The sequence below is a fragment of the Capnocytophaga sp. CM59 genome, from assembly GCF_000293175.1.
GTDB lineage: Bacteria > Bacteroidota > Bacteroidia > Flavobacteriales > Flavobacteriaceae > Capnocytophaga > Capnocytophaga granulosa.
This window is the reverse complement of record NZ_ALNN01000015.1, coordinates 83,252-101,730: the sequence shown is the minus strand read 5'-3', so window position 1 is coordinate 101,730 and position 18,479 is coordinate 83,252. Positions and strand designations below refer to the sequence as shown.

Here is an 18,479-nt window from a genome sequence, read left to right as displayed (position 1 = left end):
TAATGATCAATGATTAATGGTCAACATTTTTGAGTAAAAAAGTATTAATCATTAATCATTGTTAGCATTAATCATTAGTATATTTATTGTTTAGCAAAAACTTTCTGTAATAGAGGGGTAGTTCTTGAACTGATGTTGGTACGTATATCCTCCTCTTTTTGAGCGATTTGTAGGAATAGACCGTCTATGGCCTTTTCTGTTACATAGCTTGTTAGATCTGGATTTACTTTGGTTACTAGGGGAACCGCATTGTACTTATCTATGATGCTTGACCATACCTGATCGGCACCTACCTTACCCAAAGAGGCTTGTATCTTTGGAGAGAAAGCTTGTATCAGGGATTGGGTAGTGGTCTTCTTTAGATAATCTGTAGCGGCATTCTTACCACCTGTAAGAATAGCGGTAGCATCGGAGAAAGAGAGGTTCTTTACTGCATTGATAAAGATAGGTTTGGCTTCGGTTACCGCGTCTTCAGCAGCACGATTCAGTAGCTTTACTCCCTCATCGGCAAGGCTTCCTAAACCAATACTTCTTAGGGTATTATCTACTTTTTGTAAGGGTTCAGGGAAAAGAATCTTTGCCAAGGAATTGCCATAATAGCCGTCCTTCTGGCTAAGTAAATCTACCCCTTGGGCAATGCCCAATTCTAAGGCTTGTTTGAGTCCGTTGGAAATATCCACAGAGGAAAGCGCTCCACTTTGTTGAGTGCTGTTCATTACACTCTGCAAATCAGCACAACTACTTAGACAGAAAAAACTGCTTACTAACAAAACGATTTTCTTCATTTCTAGTATAATTTAATTGTTTTAAAAGTTTTGAATTAAGATATTATCGATCATACGAATCAATAGTTAAAATATTATTCCCAACTATTTAAGGTGTAATTTGTTGCTTCTTAATGAATTAAACCATACAATTGTTTTTCTACTATTGATTGGCATTAACAATTAATCATTAATCTTTGTTCTACTTGCTCCTATAGCAGAGGCTATAATCCCTAATACAAATATAGTGAAAAACACCACTACAATTTCTAAAAGCCGAATATCCATAGGGTAGGCAATAGGTACAGCGGCATTGGGATTAATATATAGCATGGGGTAGGTCTTCTGTAACCAAGCTATTCCTACTCCTAGGCCTACGCCAAAGATAGCCCCCAGCAGGGAGACAATCACCCCTTGTAGGAAGAATATAGCACGTATCTGTCTTTCGGTCATTCCCAAAGCAAAAAGGGTATATAGGTTCTTTCGCTTGTCCAAAATCATCATGATAATAGCCCCAACCAGGTTGAACAAGGCTACGATAAGCACCAAGGTAAAAATGAGATAAGTAGCCAAATTTTCCGTTTGGAACATCTTATAGAGATCCTCATTGAGAGCCATACGGTCTTTTATCACAAAGCCATCTCCCCAAACCTTTTGCAGACGCTTTTTTCCTTCAGCTATAGAAACTCCTTTGGAGAGCTTGATCTCTACCGCACTTACTTCATTGGCTTGTACTCCTGTCAGGCGTTGGGCTAAGGATAGGGTAGCAAAGACATACTTACTATCCAAATCCTCCGTTACTTGGTAATAGTCTGAGAGCAGAACTGTTTCCTCTCTGTAAGGGGTAGAGGAGCTAGTGATGCTGCCCTTACCAGCCTTAGGTACAATGATTTGTAGGGGAGTAGTACTGGTAAAGAGTCCCAAGTTGAGGGTCTCAGCGATGATATTGCCCACTACCACATAGTCCTCAGAAAGGAGCCACTCCTTAGGGGAGATAACAAGGATACTATCCACGGCATTTACCTTAGGATAGTTCTCATCTACTCCCTTGATATAGGCAATATAGTTCTTGCCCCTGCTGTTGAGAAATACGCGCTCCTCCAGTACCTTAGTATACGAGGCGACTACACCACTTTCCTTAAGAGCAGTCTCCTGCATGGGAGAAAGCGAGAAAATCTTTCCTGTTTTAGGAAAAATCTTCAGATCAGGGTCAAAGAAGTTAGAAAAAGACATGCTAAAGGTTCTCAAGCCTGAAAAGCCCGCCAAGACAATCATCAGCGATGCCCCTCCTACAATAAGGACAAAGATGGACATGCGATTGATGATGTTAATCACATTCTGCGAGCTCTTGGAGCGGACATAACGCCAAGCTATGAAGAGAATTGCTTTCAACAGACTAAGATTTTTTGCGTTTGATAAGCAATTCAGGGTTTTCTATAGGGTTCTCTTCTCCCTTGAGGGAGTGCTCTATTTGGGAGAGATACTCCAAGGAATCATCTAAAAAGAAAGTAAGATCAGGCATCTTTCGAAGCTGATAGCGCACTCGCTGGGCTACCTCATGCTTTATCTGGGCACTATTGGACTGTATGGCCGAGAGAATTTCCTTGCCTTGCTCGCTGGGAAATACACTGATATATACTTTAGCCTGTGTCAAATCCACGGTAATAGCCACTTTGGTAACCGATATAATAAGATTGGTCAGCCCGCCTGATTGTACAGCTCTGCCCAAGATATCTCCTAAGTCCTCTTGCAAGAGGCCTGCTATCTTCTTTTGGCGATTGGTCTCCATACTACGAAAATTATAAACGTTGCAAAGGTAGAAATATTTTTTCAATAATTGTAGTTTTTATCAAAAAAATTGTATCTTTGCGCTTTACTAAGTAATTTAATTTATACGATTAAAAATAATGACTAAATTAACGAAATTAACAAACGATATATTTTCTTTCCTCTCAGCTTTGGCTGTAAATAATAATCGTGATTGGTTCTTAGATAACAAAAAAGACTATGAACAAGCGAAAAAAGAAGCAAATAGCTTCTTTCAAGCAGTGTATGATAAGATCAGTGCGAAGGATCACTTGGGACCTATCAAGATATATCGTATCTATAATGATCTGCGCTTTGCCAAAGACAAGCCCCCTTACAAGACACACTTTGGTCTCTACTTTCCTCGTCTACAACCGCACTATCGCGGCGGATATTACTTGCATCTAAGCCCTGAGGGGAGTTTTGTAGGAGGAGGCTTTTTCAATCCTGAAGCCAAAGACCTACTTAGGATACGCCAAGAAATAGCCATGGAGCCAGAGGCTTTCTCTCAGATAATGACCTCTACCCCTATAGTGAAGTATTTCAATGGCCAACTCTTTGGCGATGAGGTTAAGACCGCCCCAAAGGGATTTAGTAAAGATGATCCCATGATTGCTTACCTGAGGAAGAAACAGTTCTTGCTCAAGAGAGATTTTGCCCCAGAGGCTGTCCTTGAAGACTCATTTTTTGAGGAAGTAGTAGCTTCTTTTTTGGCTATACGTCCTTTCTATGATTTTATGACAAGGGCACTGACAACCGACCTTAACGGAGAATCCCTATTTGATTAGTAACTTTTTTAATTTTTAATAGAATGAAAATAACACTTTCACGCATCATTGTAACATCCTTTGCTATGTTCTCCATCTTCTTTGGAGCAGGGAACTTTATATTGCCTCCCTTTTTGGGAAGAGCCGCAGGAGAACATTGGTTCTTAGTGGCTGTAGCCTTCTGTCTTTCGGCCGTACTGATTCCTATTTTGGGTGTAGTGGTACAGGCACGCTTGCAAGGTTCTGTATTGGATTTTGGTAAGAAGGTCAGCTCTTTTGTAGCGATTCTCTTAGGCTGCCTGCTCTATGGTATGTGCTTGGCTTTTCCTATGCCACGTACAGCCTCAGTAAGTTATGAGATGATTTCAGCAACTTTTGCTCCCGATCTACCTCAATGGGTGATGTATGTCTTCTATATAATCTACTTCTTTTTGGTAGGCTATCTATGCTTTCAGCGCAATAAGATATTGGATGTATTGGGCAGATATCTTACCCCTCTTATGGTCGGAATTATCCTCTTGCTCATTATCATGGCTATCTTCTATCAAGGAGATATAGCAGTATCCTCCTTTGAGAATCCTATTGCAGAGGGACTTTTGGAAGGTTATCAGACTTATGATGCGATGTCCTCTATCATTATCGGAGGGGTGATTGTAGCCTCTTTGGCCTTGGATAATTCCTTTGACAAGCGTCAAGTAAAGCGCTTAACGATCTATGCTGGGATAGGCAGTGGTATATTACTATTTATTACCTATGCGGGCTTTATCTATACAGGGGCATCCCAAGGGAGTTATTTTCCAGAGGTAGAAAAGCGTGTACTTCTTTTAGCGCTGATTACCAAGCATGTATTGGGAGGTTTTGGAGGCGTACTTCTTAGTATTGCTGTAAGTATCTCTTGCTTCACCACAGCAGTAGGAATCATCACAGGAGGGGCTGAATTTTTCCAAGGACTTGTCAAGGGGAATGAACGTACTTATAAACTATTTGTTACAATTCTCTGTATATACTGCCTTATTGTAGCACCTTTTGGAGTGGATTATATCATAAAGATTGCCTATCCTGTATTGGTACTATTCTATCCAACCGTAATTGCTTTGGTATTCTTACACCTACTTCCTGCCAAATTGGCTTCAAGAAATGTATTCAAGGCGGTAGCAGCAGTAACATTTATCACAACCATTCCTATTTTCTTAGAACAAATAGGCTACAAACTCTTTGAAGTACCTCTCCCATTACACCAATATGGGCTCTCTTGGATATGTCCAGCACTTTGGGCGTGGGTTACTACTATACTTATAGAGAAATTGATTATAAAACCTTCTGAACAGGCAAAACACGAATAAAGTGAATACTATTCCTAAACCGCTCCAGAGAGCACTTCAAGAACGTGAAGCGGCGGGGACACTCCGCCGCTTATCTCAGGAGAGTTACCCTATTGATTTCTATTCCAATGATTATATAGGGTTAGCTAAAAATGCAGCTGTTAGGGAAAAGGCTCATACAATACTTCAGTCCTATCCCTTGCAAAATGGCAGTACAGGCTCTCGCCTCCTATCGGGGAATTATCCCTTGATTAGAGAAGCTGAGAGTTATTTGGCTGCTTTTCATGCCGTAGAAAAAGGGCTTTTGTTTAATTCGGGTTATGATGCCAATGTGGGAATTTTCTCCTCTATTCCACAAAAGGGTGATGTGGTGTTATATGATCAGTATATACATGCTTCTATTCGTGATGGCTTGCAACTGAATAAGGCGCAGAACTTCAAGTTTAAGCATAATTCTCTTTCGGATTTACAAGAAAAGCTACAGCGCTTTGCCGCTACAGCCACAACCCTCTATATAGCTACCGAATCAGTCTTTTCTATGGATGGTGATACACCCGACTTGCTTGCTATGGTAGCACTTGCCAAGCAGTACAATGCTTATATCATTATAGATGAAGCCCATTCGGTAGGGGTATTTGGCCAGAAAGGGGAGGGGCTTTGTCAGGCTTTGGGAATAGAGAAGGATATTTTCTTACGCCTGATTACCTTTGGTAAGGGAATAGGCGCTCATGGAGCCTTGGTTCTAGCTCAAACGGAGGCGATAGATTATCTGATCAACTTCGCACGTTCGTTTATCTATACCACGGCCGCCGCTCCAGAAAGTGTAGCGACACTATTGGCTGCTTATGCACTGTTGCCAGAGACAGAAGAACGCTCCCGCTTACATGAGAATATTGCCTTTTTCCGAGAGAAGGCACAAGTCTTGTCTCAAGAAAAAGGCCTTACTTTCATTGATTCAACCTCTGCTATACAGGGGCTTATCATACCTGATAGTCAAAGGGTTAAGCAAGTAGCTGCTCACTTACAAGACAAGGGTATGGGGATAAAACCGATTCTTTCTCCTACAGTCCCCAAGGGGGAAGAACGCCTGCGTATATGTCTGCATAGCTATAATACAAAAGAGGAAATCACCCAACTATTTCAAGGGATTAGTAAAGAGTAAATAACGAAAAGTGAATAGTGAAGAAATTTTCACTATTCACTTTTCGTTATTCACTTAAAAGTATTCGATTTTCTTCAAAGATCAAAGGTGTTTCAGGAAAATCAGTCTTGGTCAGGCGTTTCATTTCCTCAAAGACTTTATAATTGGGGTCAAGTTCCAAGCCATTGGTTTTGCTTTGTTTGGTAGAGATGACTTTGGCATAGAGGAAATTGCCCTTGCGATCAAGTTTGATATCCAAAAGAGGAGCCATACCATTAGGCCCACTGAGGTTGAAGGTACCATAGGTATTGAAGTTTCCCATACTATAGGCAATGAACTTCTGCTTATATACCTCCACAGCACGCGTTACATGAGGGCCATGGCCTAAGACAATATCGGCGCCTGCATCTATAACAGCGTGAGCAAACTTGTATACATTGCCTCGATTTTCTCCAAAGAAGTATTCATTTTGGCGAGGAACATGGGTATGGCTGGCGCCTTCAGCTCCACCATGGAAAGAGACGATTACGATGTCGGCCATAGAGCGCAGTTCCTTTACCAAATCGGTGGCTTGCTCCAAATCATTTACTGAAAGCATATTGCTATTGGGAGAAAAAGCGCAAAAACCGTACCTGACCCCATCTTTTTCAAAGACTACTGACTTGTTTTCCACAGGGCCTGCATGATAGATTCCTACTTCATCTAATACACGAGCGGTATTGCGTCTTCCTTTTTCTCCAAAGTCATTGGCATGGTTATTGGCCGTGCTCATCAGGCTAAATCCTGCCTCTTTGAGGATTTTTCCATAGCGGTCAGGCATACGAAAAGCATAACAAGTGCCCGCCTTGGAGTTCCTACACTTTTCTGAATTACCAGAATCCAAGATAGCTCCCTCTAAGTTTCCAAAAACAATATCTCCATTTAGAAAAGGCTTGACCTCCTTAAAGCTCTCTAAGGCATCATCTTTTGGGAGGTGCCCAGCAGGAAAGCCTGAACCAATCATCACATCACCAACAGCTACTATAGAAAGGGTATCTTTGACAGGGGAAAGGGTATCTTTGACAATGGTGAGCATCTCCTTAGCAGGGGGAAGCGAATCTTTTACAACAGACAGTGTATCCTTAGTAGGGACTACCTGTCCATAAAAGAAACTGGTGAAAGCCAAAGAAATAGCTACTGAGAAAACATAAGGTATCTTCATAAATTTTATATTTAAAAAAGAGGTAAATCACAGAAAATTTACCTCTTATCATGTAAATAATTATTCGTTTTTATTGGAAAAATCGGGAATGACGTGTAATGTTCATTTCTTTGTCTATCATTTTTCCATTTTCTATAAAATCATAGAGAGAAGTGGCTGTATAGGGAGCTAAGAGTGCACCATGGGTACCCAATCCGTTGAGAATAAACAAGTTTTTATACTTTGGGTGTACCCCTACCAAAGGGCGGCGATCTTTCACTGTAGGACGAATACCTGCCATTTGTCCTGTGATACGATAGGGACAGCTGATCAGTCGTTCGAGCTTCTCTATAAGCGTCTGCCTACCATGAGCAGTAGGGGAGGGGTCTTTGTCGTCATTGTCATAGGTAGTACCTATTTTGAAAGTATTGCCGCCTAAAGGAGCGATAAAACCATCGGACTTGAGTACCCCATCCAGTTGTAGGTCATCTGCTTCAAAACTAAGTAGTTCCCCCTTGCTTCCTACCATAGGTAGGTAATTGAAAAAGGGATTATGCACCATACCATAGCCCTCACAGAAGACAACCCGCTTGGCCGAAATACCCTTGTAGCTTACACAATCCTCCTTTATCTGCAAGGCGTCATACTCCAATTTCTCTTGGAAATACACGCCCTCTTTCTGTAATTTTTCTTGATAGGCAGGAATGAGTACACGTGTATTAATCAACCCTGTATGTAGTACTTCTCCTACGCCAAAAGGTGTCTCTACATAAGGGGAGAGACTGCTACGTACCTCTGTGGAGAGGTATTGGGATAGGATAGGCTTGTCGGAGGCCACGAACCAGTTATTCTTTTCCTCCACTGAGGTAAATTTCCTAAATACGCGAGTCTTATAGATGAAAGAGGTGGCCAACTTGCGTTCTATTTCACCAAAGAAAGGAAGCAGTAAGGCCATCTGCTCCTCTACCCTCCACACAGGGGTGAAGCGCTTGAGAATAATAGGATTAAACATGGCTCCTGCTACCGTAGTAACAGGGATAGGATCATCACTGAAGACCATAAAGGACTTTTGGTGTTTTTCCAACAGATGTACCAAACTACACCCCGCAAAGCCAAAACCTACGATAATATAATCTTTCATTATTGATTTTGGGGTATCAGTTTATTTCCTGTTCTTGTGCAATAGATGATATTCCACAAGGCCATCAATAGGTTTGCGGATGACCCTACCTACTTTTAGGCCGTTTTTAGCAAATACATCTTTGACTACATCTTGCAAATAGAAAGCGATACTACCTACAAAGTTGATAGGCACTTCATTGCGGGCTTCGTATTGTACTACCCAGTGATCAATGAATAGCTGTACACCTTCTCGGATGATGCGTTGGCAATAAGCATCATTCTTGTTCTCCACTAAAAAGCGAGCAAAAGTAGCCAAGTAGCTATTAGGGTTAGGCAACTTATATAGGTGAGACTTGATCACATCGGAATTAAGCTCATATTCGTGTTCGAATTTGTTTCTTAGGTGTTCGGGCATGATTTTGAAGTAGTAATCTACAATAAGCCTTTTTCCAAAGAAGTTACCACTACATTCGTCCATAAGAGAGTAGCCCAAGGAATCTACTGCTTGGTGTAGTTTTTTTCCGTCCCAGTAGGAACAGTTAGCCCCAGTACCGAGAATACCTACAATGGCTCTTTCTCCATCGGCTGTAGTGGCATGTACTGCCGCATATGTATCTTCTTTTACCACTATAGTTGCATTGGAGAAGAAGCGCTGTAGAATAGCTTGTAGGAATAAGCGAAGGCGCTCTGTTCCACAACCTGCTCCATAGAAATATACATAGCGAGCACGCTTGCGGTTCTCATTGAGCTGTTCGTTGGTGGTAAGACGCTCCATGGCGATTTCCTCTGTAAGTACCTCAGGATTAAGCCCTAGGGTCTGGGTGCCGAATTCTTTCATCCCTTTTTCGTTTAGTACAGTCCAATCGGCTTTGGTTGCACCACTATCTACTATAAAAATCATAATTTTGAGGTATTAAGTGACTATATTTGAAAAAAAGACGTATGCTTTTAAGAAAATCACACGTCTTTTTTCTCTTCTAAAGATTAAATAGAAGCTACATGTTGGGCTAAATCTACCAATTTGTTAGAGTAGCCAGATTCATTATCATACCAAGAAACTACCTTGAAGAAGTGGTCGTTAAGTTCGATACCAGCTTTAGCATCATAGATAGAAGTATTGGTACAACCTACGAAATCTTGAGATACTACAAGCTCGTCAGTGTAAGCTAAGATGTTCTTAAGTTCTCCTTCAGAGGCTTTTTTCATAGCTTCGTTGATTTCCTTAAGAGAAGTAGCTTTTTTAGTCTTTACAGTCAAATCCACTACAGAAACGTCGGCTGTAGGTACGCGGAAAGCCATACCAGTAAGCTTACCGCTGAGTTCAGGGATTACTTTACCTACTGCTTTGGCAGCTCCAGTAGAGGAAGGAATGATGTTGATAAGTGCAGAACGTCCGCCTCTCCAATCCTTTTTAGAAGGACCATCTACAGTAAGCTGAGTAGCGGTAGTGGCGTGTACAGTAGTCATAAGAGCTTCATCTATACCGAAGTTATCATTGATAACCTTAGCAATAGGAGCCAAGCAGTTAGTAGTACAAGAAGCGTTGGATACGATAGTATCGGTAGGTTTTACGCTCTTGTGGTTTACACCCATTACGAACATAGGAGCATCGGCAGATGGGGCAGAGATAACTACCTTCTTAGCTCCAGCGTTAAGGTGCGCTTGTGCTTTTTCCAAAGTAGTGAAGATACCTGTACATTCGAGTACTACATCAGCACCTACTTCATTCCATTTGAGGTTGTTAGGGTCTTTCTCAGCAGTAATGCGAATGGTTTTTCCATCTACTACAAGGTGTCCGTTTTCAGTCTTTACATCCAAAGGGAAAGTACCGTGAACAGAGTCATATTTTAGCAAATAGGCAATGTACTCAACATCTTGTAGATCGTTGATACCTACTACTTCTACATTGGCACGTTTTGAAATAGCTCTAAAAGCCAAACGGCCAATACGTCCGAATCCATTGATTCCAATTTTTAATACTGACATAAAATTTTGTTTTTAAATTATTTGTATAATACTATTATTTGTGTTCGCGTGAGGACAATTTCTTAGAAAGCATATAGATACCCACTACCATCAGGATGAGTCCTGCCATAAGGACATACTGCTCTTGGAAAAATCTATATTCCTTTTTGGACTGTAGGTAGAGCAGTAGTACTCCTATAATCATAAGGGTATAAGCAACTATATTGGTTTTCTTTACTATACTCATGGTTGTCTTTTAAGAGTGAATGCGTAATAATTCCTTTGCCAATTCTATCATTCTAGGGTCTCCAGTGTGCTTGAGCGGCTCATCGGAGAGCTTGACGGTCTTTACCCATTCGTGGTCGGAAGTAAGTACTTCGGTGAGTTTCATCACAATATTCATAGGACGTAGACCTACATCATTCGTAAGGTTGGTACCTATACCGAAAGAAAAACCTATTTTACCACGGCAGTATTTGGTGATGGATTCCACCTTTTCAGGGGTTAGCCCGTCGGAGAAGATGATATATTTGGAAAGAGGATTGATACCGAATTTCTTATAATGTTCTATGGTTTTGTTGGCAAACTCAATAGGGTCACCGCTATCGTGGCGTACCCCGTCAAATAGTTTGGCAAACTTGGTATCGAATTGTTTGAAAAAGACGTCGGTTGTGTAAGTGTCAGAGAGGGCAACGCCCAAATCCCCTCTATAGACGTCCACCCAGTGCTCTAGGGACATGGCGTTGGACATCTTAAAGCCATATTCAGCGGCATGAAACATAAACCATTCGTGGGCATGAGTTCCAATGGGTTTTACCTGGTACTTCATGGCGAAGTGCACATTGCTTGTCCCTGTGAAGTTATAGCGGTGGGACTTGGTAAGGGTCTGCATCACCAAATCATGTGTGCGATATGAGTGCCTTCTGCGGGTGCCGAACTCTGCAAAAATGACATCAAGAGCTTCATAATCATGTATCTTGTGGGAAGTATTGGCTATAATCTGATCATCGCTCCAAGCCACGGCTCCTGTGAGCTTGTAGTATAATTCACTAATGGTAGCCAGTAAGGGGACTTCCCATAGAATGGTTCTGTACCAGTAGCCTTCTACACTTACTTTAAGCTCTGTCCCTTCTTGCGAGATATGCACCTCTGAAGGGTCATAACGATAACCTTCTAAAAAGTCAATATAGGCAGGATTCAGATAAGGGCAAGAAGTTTTTAGAAAGTTTTTTTCTTCTTTGGATAACTTGAGTTGTCCCATTTGATTCACCGCCTCCTGCATAGCCTGAGCAAACCCCTCTGGAAATTCGTGCTTTCCACGATTGATAAACTCATAACGCCCCTTGATAGCAGGAAAGAGTTTTACTACGGCACACTGCATAGTGAACTTGTAGAAATCATTATCTAAGATAGAAGTAAATATAGGAGGTATATGTACTGACATAATTATAATATATGTTCTTTTTAAAATCACACAAAGGTAAAAAAAAAAAATCAGAAAACAAAGATATTTTTCAAATTTATTATAAATAATCTATAACTAATTGAAATACAGATAGAAAAGAAATAATTGTTTTTTGCAGATAAAAAAAATCATTTTTTTCTTTGCAGGAAAAAAAAAAAGTTATACCTTTGCACCCGAATTCAAGAGAGTTCTTTTGGAGAAATGGCAGAGCGGTCGAATGCGGCGGTCTTGAAAACCGTTGAGGGTAACACCTCCGGGGGTTCGAATCCCTCTTTCTCCGCAATACATTGATTTTTAAGGTTTAGTTAGAAGGCTTGAGGGCACTCCTCAAGCCTTTTTAGTTATTCCCTGAGCTAAGACTTCTTACAAAGAGAAAAGAGAGCTAATAAAGAAAACACCTCTCCGAATAAGGAAAAGGTGTTTTCACTGAACTTAAAATTATAAAATTATGTACTATTTAGTTATTGTCCAAAATCGCTTTGATTCTCTTATAGTTAGTCATATCATTAAGAGATAGGTAAATATTGGAAAGGTATTCCAATACAGTTTTGTTAGGATTCTTAGGATTGTTCTTTACATACTCATTCAATACTTCAGCTGCTAAGCGGTAAGAAGTATCTTTGCTGTTTTTAAGCTCATTAAATCTCTTGATGTCGTTGGCTGTATTTCCCAAGGCATTCATCTGATCCACAAGAGCATCTCCTTCGTTAGCATAAGTAGTTGCACAATTCATTGCCGCATTGGCGTTGTCTGGAGCTATCTTGAGGGCTTTTTGGAAATATTTTCTTGCCTCTGCATTGTTACCTCTTTGTAGGTTCATTACCCCAATATTGTATTGTGCATCGGCATTGTCAGGTTGTAGGTCGGTAGCCTCTTTCATAAGAGCTTCGAACTTGTCCATATTGCCCAATTGATAATATACATTAGCCTCTTGCATGATTAGCTCCCCGTCCTTAGGATAGTTTTTGCGCGCAAATTCAAAAGCCTTAATTGCTTCATCCTTCTTTCCTTGATCTACATAGAGGTAAGCGATGTTACGGATGATTTCACCTCTCTTGGATGGGGTTTTCTCCTGAGTAGGGTTGGAGTAATTTCCCGTTTTCATCTTCATATCGCGTGTAGCCTTATCAGCAGATTTTTCTATTTGGCCTGTTTCTTTGTTCTTAGCAGCATAGAGCGTCTCAGAACCATCATATTTTAGGTCTTTCAGTTCCAAGAAGTAGTTGAGTGCCATTTGGTTTTCCTTGCATTGAGTAGCTGAAACAGCTGCATTGTAGAGGAATAAGGTATCTCTTGGGCTAAGGCGATATACTTGCTCAAAGGCAAGAGCTGCTTCTTTGAAATCATTCTTTTGATAAGAAGCCTGTCCTTTTTCTACGGCGATTCTTGCGCCTTCGTTTTTAAGCATATCTAACTCAGAGGAACTTTTTCCACCCACTTTTTTTGCTTCGGCAAAGGCAGTAGAGGCTTCTGACAAGGAGTTAATCACATCTTTTCCTGCAATGGCTTTTTTGAGTCCTAATTCTCCTTTTAAGAGATAATATTCTGCTGAATATTTTCTATCAGCAAGTGCTACATTTTTTACACTTTCCAATAATGTTTGTGCTTGAGAAAATTCATTCTTCTCAATGGCCTTCTTCACTTCTTTCAATTCCTTCTTTTGAGCAAATGAAACAGCTGAAACAGTGAGTGCTGTTATTAGTAGCATACTTTTTTTCATGGTAATTTAGTTTTATGTTTAACTTATAATTATTTATTCTTCAGTAGGGGTAAGTTCCTCATTTTCTCCTTCGGGGAGTTGCTCATCTTCTTTCATCACTTTGGCTACAGCTGCAATAGAGTCGTTACCTTTGATATTGATTAGGCGTACTCCTTGGGTGGCACGTCCCATAACACGGAGATCACTTACAGGCAGGCGAATGGCCATACCTGACTTGTTGATGATCATTAGGTCATCCTCTTCCAGTACAGACTTGATAGCGACCAAGTTGCCTGTTTTTTCAGTTACAGAAATGGTCTTTACTCCCTTACCACCACGGTTAGTGATACGATAAACGGCCTCGCCTGTCTCAGGGTCATCAATGAAAGTACGCTTACCATAACCATTTTCGGAGACTACCAATACGGTTTCCTCCTTAGGATTCTCTATGGTAATCATGCCAATAACCTCATCATTGGCTTCGTCGTCAAAGGAGATACCACGTACTCCTGATCCGCTACGACCTACAGCACGTACCTTTTCTTCAGGGAAACGAATGGCCTTGCCTGATTTCACGGCAAGCATTACTTGGCTATTGCCAGAGGTAAGGCGTGCTTCCAATAGCTCATCGTCTTCCTTGATAGTAATGGCAACAATACCATTCTGTCGTGGACGAGAGTATTGTTCTAAGCAAGTTTTCTTAATTACCCCTTTCTTAGTTGCCATAACTACATAATGGCTATTGATATAGTCTTGTTCCTTGAGATCATGGGTACAGATAACAGCTTTGACAAGGTCATCAGCAGCGATATTGATAAGGTTCTGAATGGCGCGTCCTTTGGTATTCTTACCACCTTCAGGGATTTCATACACTCTGAGCCAGAAGCATTTACCTTTTTCGGTAAAGAAAAGCATATACTGGTGATTGGTACCGACAAAGAGGTGTTCTATAAAGTCTTTATCACGGGTAGCAGAGGCTTTTTGTCCTACACCCCCACGAGCTTGGGTCTTGTATTCATTGACAGAAGTACGCTTGATATAGCCTGCATTGGAGATGGTAATGACTACTTGTTCGTTAGGGATAATATCCTCTATAGAGATATCACCGCCAGCATATTCAATTACAGAGCGACGTTCGTCCCCATATTTGGCTTTTATTTCTAAAAGTTCGTCCTTAATAATCTGGGTACGACGTTCTTTGTGAGCAAGGATATCTTCTAAATCTAGAATAACCTCTAACATTTGTTCGTATTCCTCACGGATTTTATCAAGTTCTAAGCCAGTGAGTCGTCCTAAGCGAAGATCTAGTATTGCTTGAGCTTGTAACTCAGAAAGTTCAAATTCCTCAATTAATCCTACTTTAGCTATTGAAGGTTCCTTTGAATTTCGGATGATGTAGATCGCTCTATCTAAGGTATCTTGAGTAGCAATAACTTTCATGAGTCCCTCCAAGATATGGATACGTTCCTTGGCTTTTCTTAGCTCATATTGGGTACGCCTATATACTACATCATGGCGATGTTCTACAAAATGGTATATTAAGTCCTTGAGGTTCAGTTGTTCAGGGCGACCATTGACTAAGGCGATATTATTCACGCTAAAAGAAGATTGTAGGGCAGTGTGCTTGAAAAGGTTGTTCAATACTACATTAGGAATGGCATCTTTCTTGAGTTCATATACGATACGCATTCCTCCCTTACCTGTCTGATCTACAATGTCGGCCAATCCGTCGAGTTTGCCTTCTTTGACCAAATTGGAGGTTTGTTCACGCATGGTTTCAGGATTCACCTGATAAGGCACTTCGGTAACAACGATATAATCGCGGTTATTGATCTCCTCAAAGTGTGTTTTAGCACGTACAATCACGCGTCCGCGTCCAGTCTTAAAGGCCTCACGCACTCCATCATAGCCATAGATGATTCCTCCTGTAGGGAAATCAGGTGCCTTGATATACTCCATGAGTTCATCAATGGTAATATCTTGATTGTCAAGATAAGCAATAGTACCATCTACTACCTCAGCAAGATTGTGAGGCGGCATATTGGTAGCCATACCTACGGCAATTCCTGAAGAACCATTAACTAAAAGGTTAGGAATACGGGTAGGCAATACGGTAGGCTCCTCAAGGGTATCGTCAAAGTTCAGGGTATGATCCACTGTTTCTTTCTCGATATCTATGAGCATATCCTCAGCGATTTTTCGCATTCTCGCCTCAGTATAACGCATAGCGGCAGGAGAATCCCCATCTATAGAACCGAAGTTACCTTGTCCATCTACGAGCATGTAGCGCATATTCCACCATTGTGCCATGCGTACCATGGTATCATATACAGAAGAATCCCCATGTGGATGGTACTTACCGAGTACTTCCCCGACGATACGAGCGGATTTCTTGTGTGTGGTATTGCTACGTACACCGAGTTCATGCATTCCAAAGAGTACACGCCTATGTACAGGCTTGAGTCCATCGCGTACATCAGGCAAGGCCCTAGAGACAATTACCGACATTGAGTAGTCAATGTAGGCAGTCTTCATCTGGTCTTCTATGTTAATAGGAATGAGTTTTTCTCCTTCAACCATTGTAAAGTTACTTTTTATTTCAAGGTGCTAATTTACGACCTTTTTTTGAGATAAGAAAATAAAATTGAAAAAATTAGGCTTAAAATACGTTTTTAACGTTTTGTTGATTGTTAGTGGTTAGTTATTCGTGGTTAATTTATGATTGGTATCACAAATCACTGCCTAACGATCTTCTGTTGGGTATTGAGGGCAAATTGTTCTAAGAGTACTTCCTTGTCATCACCCAAGAAATCGAAACTGTTGGGCTGAGCATGGCGTACGGTGTATAAGATTACTCCCTCTATACAACTCACCTTGAAACGTTTGCTTAGGTCCTCCAATAGCTGTGAGAGATTGTTATATTTGTCCTCTATACAAAGATTGAAGCTTATGGCTGAGTTCTGCAATAGGCTTACTTTTGTTTGATAAGTAGCCAAAAGATTGAAAATGAAGCTGATATTCTCTTCGGCAATAAAGGAAAAATCCAAGGAAGAGAGTGATAATAGGTGCTGATTTTGCTTGCGTATGTAGCAAGGAATCTTTGGTGATAATTCCTTGACATCGCATACGGAACTTCCTGCTTCATTGGGGTTTAGGAAAGAACGTACATTTAGCGGGATATTCATCTTTTGGAGGGGTTGTAGGGTCTTGGGGTGAATCACCGAAGCCCCATAGAAAGCCAGTTCTATAGCCTCTTGGTATGGAATCTTCTCAAGTAGCTGGGTATCAGAGAAATATCTCGGATCGGCATTGAGTACGCCTGCTACGTCTTTCCAGATAGTAACATTCTCAGCCTCAAGGCAGTAGGCGAAGATAGCGGCAGAGTAGTCCGAACCTTCTCTACCTAGGGTAGTGGTAAAGTAGTTCGGGTCGCTGCCTATGAAGCCTTGAGTGATGTACATAAGGGAGGGGTTGATATTCTCAGTAATATTGCGCTTGGTCTCCTCCCAATCTACTTCCCCTTCTCGGTAGTTGCTATTGGTTTTCACTAAGTTACGTGCATCAAGCCAAGTGTTACGTATCCCTCTATCATTGAGGTAATGGCTAATAATATGAGTGGAGATAAGTTCCCCGAAACTCACTATTTGGTCATAGACAAAACTATGTTTGGGTGATTTGTTGCGTTCTAAGAAAGAGGAAATTTCCCCAAAAAGCCCATCTATTTTCCAATAAATAGGATGATTTTTATTCTCAAAGAGTTCTCCAATGATTTGGTAATGGAAGTCCTTTACCTTTTGGAGGCTTTCGTCTAAAGCATTTTTATTTTCATTGAAATAATTGGTTACCACTTCTTCTAGGGCATTAGTTGTCTTTCCCATAGCAGAGATTACGATAAGGATATCTCGGTGGGTAGTATTTTCAAGGATAGAGGCCACATTGCGTACGCTTTGAGCGTCTTTGACGGAGGCACCTCCGAATTTGTAGATTTGCATAAAGGAATTCGTTAGGATTATGAGATTAAAAAAGCTATCTTCACAAAGACAGCTTTTTTAAATATGAAAAAATCAATTAAACATTCTCATTGAGCATCGTTGGCATCACAAGCATATAGATCTTCTCCCCTTCGTCCAATCCGTCGGCTGGGGTGAGGATACCAGGGCGATTGGAGTATGACATCTCAAGAAGGATATCGTCGGAGGATAGGTTACTGAGCATCTCCATGAAGAACTTAGAGTTAAACCCTATTTCCATGTCATCACCTTCGTAGTTACAAGGAATGGTTTCATTAGCCCTATTGTTGTATTCTATATCTTCGGCAAAGATTTGTAGGGAGTTACCTGTAATTTTCACACGCATCTGGTGAGTTGCTTTGCTGGCAAAGTTGGAAATACGCTTGGTAGAGTTGAGCAATAGCGTACGATTGACAATCAGTTTATTAGGATTTTCCCTAGGAATAACCGCTTCGTAGTTGGGGTAAGTCCCGTCAATAAGGCGGCATACATAATCCAATTGGTCAAAGGAGAACTTAGCATTGCTTTGGTTATACTCTATAGTTACCTCAGTTTCGCTTCCAGCGAGAATCCCTTTGAGCAAGTTTAGTGGTTTCTTAGGGATGACAAAGGAGGAAGGTTCTGCGGATTTGATATCTTGGCGCTCGTATTTTACTAATTTATGGGCGTCAGTAGCGGCAAAGATAAGCGCCTCTTCGGTAAAGTTGAAGAAAACCCCATTCATAATAGGGCGTAAGTCATCATTTCCTGTAGCGAAGAAGGTACTCTGTATAGCAGTAGCTAAGATATGCCCTTTGAGAGTTATATGATTGGCATTTTCTATTTCTACTACAGTGGGGAACTCCTGGCTATCTAAGTAGGCAAGGGTATATTTACCATTGTTAGACACAATATCTATCGTATTGTTGTCATTGATGATGAAGGTAAGCGCTTGTTCGGTAAAGGTTTTGAGCGTGTCAATCAAAATCTTATAAGGGACAACTATACTTGCCGTATCGGTACTTTCTACTTCTATGACACCTTTGATTGTAGTTTCTAAGTCAGAGGCCGATACGATTAGTTTATTTTCAGATAATTCAAAAAGGAAATTCTCCAAGATAGGCATGGTGTTGTTGCTATTGATTACACCTCCTATAATTTGGAGCTTTTTCAATAAATACGAACTAGATACGATAAATCTCATGATATGCTTTTATGCGTTTAAAATATGTGCAAAGGTATTCCAAAAAAGGGAAACT

General features: G+C 40.9%; 16 protein-coding genes and 1 tRNA gene. 4 read left to right on the top strand and 13 right to left on the bottom strand.

Annotation, left to right across the window (positions count from 1 at the left end; translation table 11 throughout):
* Positions 1-83: 83 nt before the first annotated feature.
* The 3 genes from HMPREF1154_RS04785 to rbfA all read right to left on the bottom strand — a co-directional run bounded on the left by HMPREF1154_RS04785 (position 84) and on the right by rbfA (position 2,553).
* Complete coding sequence (locus HMPREF1154_RS04785; protein ID WP_009641407.1) at positions 84-785, bottom strand: DUF4197 domain-containing protein; 702 nt, start codon at positions 783-785, stop codon at positions 84-86.
* Between the two features lie 162 nt (positions 786-947).
* The gene (locus tag HMPREF1154_RS04780) at positions 948-2,156 is read right to left on the bottom strand and encodes an FtsX-like permease family protein (RefSeq protein WP_009641400.1); all 1,209 of its coding nucleotides are present in this window, start codon (positions 2,154-2,156) and stop codon (positions 948-950) included.
* Between the two features lie 4 nt (positions 2,157-2,160).
* Positions 2,161-2,553 (bottom strand): 30S ribosome-binding factor RbfA, encoded by a 393-nt coding sequence (gene rbfA, locus HMPREF1154_RS04775; protein ID WP_009641497.1) that lies wholly within the window; start codon positions 2,551-2,553, stop codon positions 2,161-2,163.
* Between the two features lie 118 nt (positions 2,554-2,671).
* Between rbfA and HMPREF1154_RS04770 the strand changes: the two genes are divergently transcribed.
* The 3 genes from HMPREF1154_RS04770 to HMPREF1154_RS04760 are packed head-to-tail and all read left to right on the top strand — an operon-like array spanning position 2,672 to position 5,821.
* The gene (locus HMPREF1154_RS04770) at positions 2,672-3,358 is read left to right on the top strand and encodes a DUF2461 domain-containing protein (RefSeq protein WP_009641503.1); all 687 of its coding nucleotides are present in this window, start codon (positions 2,672-2,674) and stop codon (positions 3,356-3,358) included.
* 23 nt (positions 3,359-3,381) lie between these two features.
* Positions 3,382-4,680: a branched-chain amino acid transport system II carrier protein gene (gene brnQ / locus HMPREF1154_RS04765; RefSeq protein ID WP_009641403.1), complete on the top strand. Its 1,299-nt coding sequence runs from the start codon at positions 3,382-3,384 to the stop codon at positions 4,678-4,680.
* A 1-nt stretch (position 4,681) separates the two neighbouring features.
* Positions 4,682-5,821 (top strand): aminotransferase class I/II-fold pyridoxal phosphate-dependent enzyme, encoded by a 1,140-nt coding sequence (locus HMPREF1154_RS04760; protein WP_009641479.1) that lies wholly within the window; start codon positions 4,682-4,684, stop codon positions 5,819-5,821.
* A gap of 46 nt (positions 5,822-5,867) precedes the next feature.
* On the opposite strand, the gene HMPREF1154_RS04755 is transcribed toward HMPREF1154_RS04760, so the two are convergent.
* From HMPREF1154_RS04755 to pncB, 6 genes are all read right to left on the bottom strand, one after another.
* Positions 5,868-6,875, bottom strand: coding sequence for a CapA family protein (locus HMPREF1154_RS04755; RefSeq protein WP_232211976.1), 1,008 nt, complete (start codon positions 6,873-6,875; stop codon positions 5,868-5,870).
* Positions 6,876-7,071: 196 nt separating this feature from the next.
* Complete coding sequence (locus HMPREF1154_RS04750) at positions 7,072-8,121, bottom strand: NAD(P)/FAD-dependent oxidoreductase (protein WP_009641392.1); 1,050 nt, start codon at positions 8,119-8,121, stop codon at positions 7,072-7,074.
* 21 nt (positions 8,122-8,142) lie between these two features.
* Positions 8,143-9,003: a hypothetical protein gene (locus HMPREF1154_RS04745; protein ID WP_009641482.1), complete on the bottom strand. Its 861-nt coding sequence runs from the start codon at positions 9,001-9,003 to the stop codon at positions 8,143-8,145.
* Positions 9,004-9,086: 83 nt separating this feature from the next.
* Positions 9,087-10,088 carry a type I glyceraldehyde-3-phosphate dehydrogenase gene (gap, locus tag HMPREF1154_RS04740; RefSeq protein WP_009641340.1) on the bottom strand — a complete coding sequence of 334 codons (1,002 nt, stop codon included), beginning with the start codon at positions 10,086-10,088 and terminating at the stop codon, positions 9,087-9,089.
* 34 nt (positions 10,089-10,122) lie between these two features.
* On the bottom strand, positions 10,123-10,314 hold the full coding sequence (locus HMPREF1154_RS04735; RefSeq protein ID WP_009641380.1) for a hypothetical protein: 192 nt from the start codon (positions 10,312-10,314) through the stop codon (positions 10,123-10,125).
* A 9-nt stretch (positions 10,315-10,323) separates the two neighbouring features.
* On the bottom strand, positions 10,324-11,511 hold the full coding sequence (pncB, locus tag HMPREF1154_RS04730; RefSeq protein ID WP_009641466.1) for a nicotinate phosphoribosyltransferase: 1,188 nt from the start codon (positions 11,509-11,511) through the stop codon (positions 10,324-10,326).
* A gap of 216 nt (positions 11,512-11,727) precedes the next feature.
* Between pncB and HMPREF1154_RS04725 the strand changes: the two genes are divergently transcribed.
* Positions 11,728-11,812, top strand: a tRNA-Ser gene (locus HMPREF1154_RS04725).
* A 177-nt stretch (positions 11,813-11,989) separates the two neighbouring features.
* On the opposite strand, the gene HMPREF1154_RS04720 is transcribed toward HMPREF1154_RS04725, so the two are convergent.
* The 4 genes from HMPREF1154_RS04720 to dnaN form a co-directional block, all read right to left on the bottom strand.
* Complete coding sequence (locus HMPREF1154_RS04720; RefSeq protein ID WP_009641355.1) at positions 11,990-13,252, bottom strand: tetratricopeptide repeat protein; 1,263 nt, start codon at positions 13,250-13,252, stop codon at positions 11,990-11,992.
* 33 nt (positions 13,253-13,285) lie between these two features.
* Positions 13,286-15,811, bottom strand: a complete 2,526-nt coding sequence (gene gyrA / locus HMPREF1154_RS04715) for a DNA gyrase subunit A (protein ID WP_009641513.1) — start codon at positions 15,809-15,811, stop codon at positions 13,286-13,288.
* 155 nt (positions 15,812-15,966) lie between these two features.
* Positions 15,967-17,223 carry an aspartate kinase gene (locus tag HMPREF1154_RS04710; RefSeq protein ID WP_009641426.1) on the bottom strand — a complete coding sequence of 419 codons (1,257 nt, stop codon included), beginning with the start codon at positions 17,221-17,223 and terminating at the stop codon, positions 15,967-15,969.
* A gap of 76 nt (positions 17,224-17,299) precedes the next feature.
* Positions 17,300-18,424 carry a DNA polymerase III subunit beta gene (gene dnaN, locus HMPREF1154_RS04705; RefSeq protein ID WP_009641372.1) on the bottom strand — a complete coding sequence of 375 codons (1,125 nt, stop codon included), beginning with the start codon at positions 18,422-18,424 and terminating at the stop codon, positions 17,300-17,302.
* Between the last annotated feature and the right edge of the window lie 55 nt (positions 18,425-18,479).

What these genes read in the sequence shown, in the direction of transcription:
- HMPREF1154_RS04785 (WP_009641407.1), bottom strand. Translation starts at nt 785, where the DNA reads ATGAAGAAAATCGTTTTGTTAGTAAGCAGTTTTTTCTGTCTAAGTAGT.
- rbfA (WP_009641497.1), bottom strand. Translation starts at nt 2,553, where the DNA reads ATGGAGACCAATCGCCAAAAGAAGATAGCAGGCCTCTTGCAAGAGGAC.
- HMPREF1154_RS04770 (WP_009641503.1), top strand. Translation starts at nt 2,672, where the DNA reads ATGACTAAATTAACGAAATTAACAAACGATATATTTTCTTTCCTCTCA.
- brnQ (WP_009641403.1), top strand. Translation starts at nt 3,382, where the DNA reads ATGAAAATAACACTTTCACGCATCATTGTAACATCCTTTGCTATGTTC.
- HMPREF1154_RS04755 (WP_232211976.1), bottom strand. Translation starts at nt 6,875, where the DNA reads ATGCTCACCATTGTCAAAGATACCCTTTCCCCTGTCAAAGATACCCTT.
- HMPREF1154_RS04750 (WP_009641392.1), bottom strand. Translation starts at nt 8,121, where the DNA reads ATGAAAGATTATATTATCGTAGGTTTTGGCTTTGCGGGGTGTAGTTTG.
- HMPREF1154_RS04745 (WP_009641482.1), bottom strand. Translation starts at nt 9,003, where the DNA reads ATGATTTTTATAGTAGATAGTGGTGCAACCAAAGCCGATTGGACTGTA.
- gap (WP_009641340.1), bottom strand. Translation starts at nt 10,088, where the DNA reads ATGTCAGTATTAAAAATTGGAATCAATGGATTCGGACGTATTGGCCGT.
- HMPREF1154_RS04735 (WP_009641380.1), bottom strand. Translation starts at nt 10,314, where the DNA reads ATGAGTATAGTAAAGAAAACCAATATAGTTGCTTATACCCTTATGATT.
- pncB (WP_009641466.1), bottom strand. Translation starts at nt 11,511, where the DNA reads ATGTCAGTACATATACCTCCTATATTTACTTCTATCTTAGATAATGAT.
- HMPREF1154_RS04720 (WP_009641355.1), bottom strand. Translation starts at nt 13,252, where the DNA reads ATGAAAAAAAGTATGCTACTAATAACAGCACTCACTGTTTCAGCTGTT.
- gyrA (WP_009641513.1), bottom strand. Translation starts at nt 15,811, where the DNA reads ATGGTTGAAGGAGAAAAACTCATTCCTATTAACATAGAAGACCAGATG.
- HMPREF1154_RS04710 (WP_009641426.1), bottom strand. Translation starts at nt 17,223, where the DNA reads ATGCAAATCTACAAATTCGGAGGTGCCTCCGTCAAAGACGCTCAAAGC.
- dnaN (WP_009641372.1), bottom strand. Translation starts at nt 18,424, where the DNA reads ATGAGATTTATCGTATCTAGTTCGTATTTATTGAAAAAGCTCCAAATT.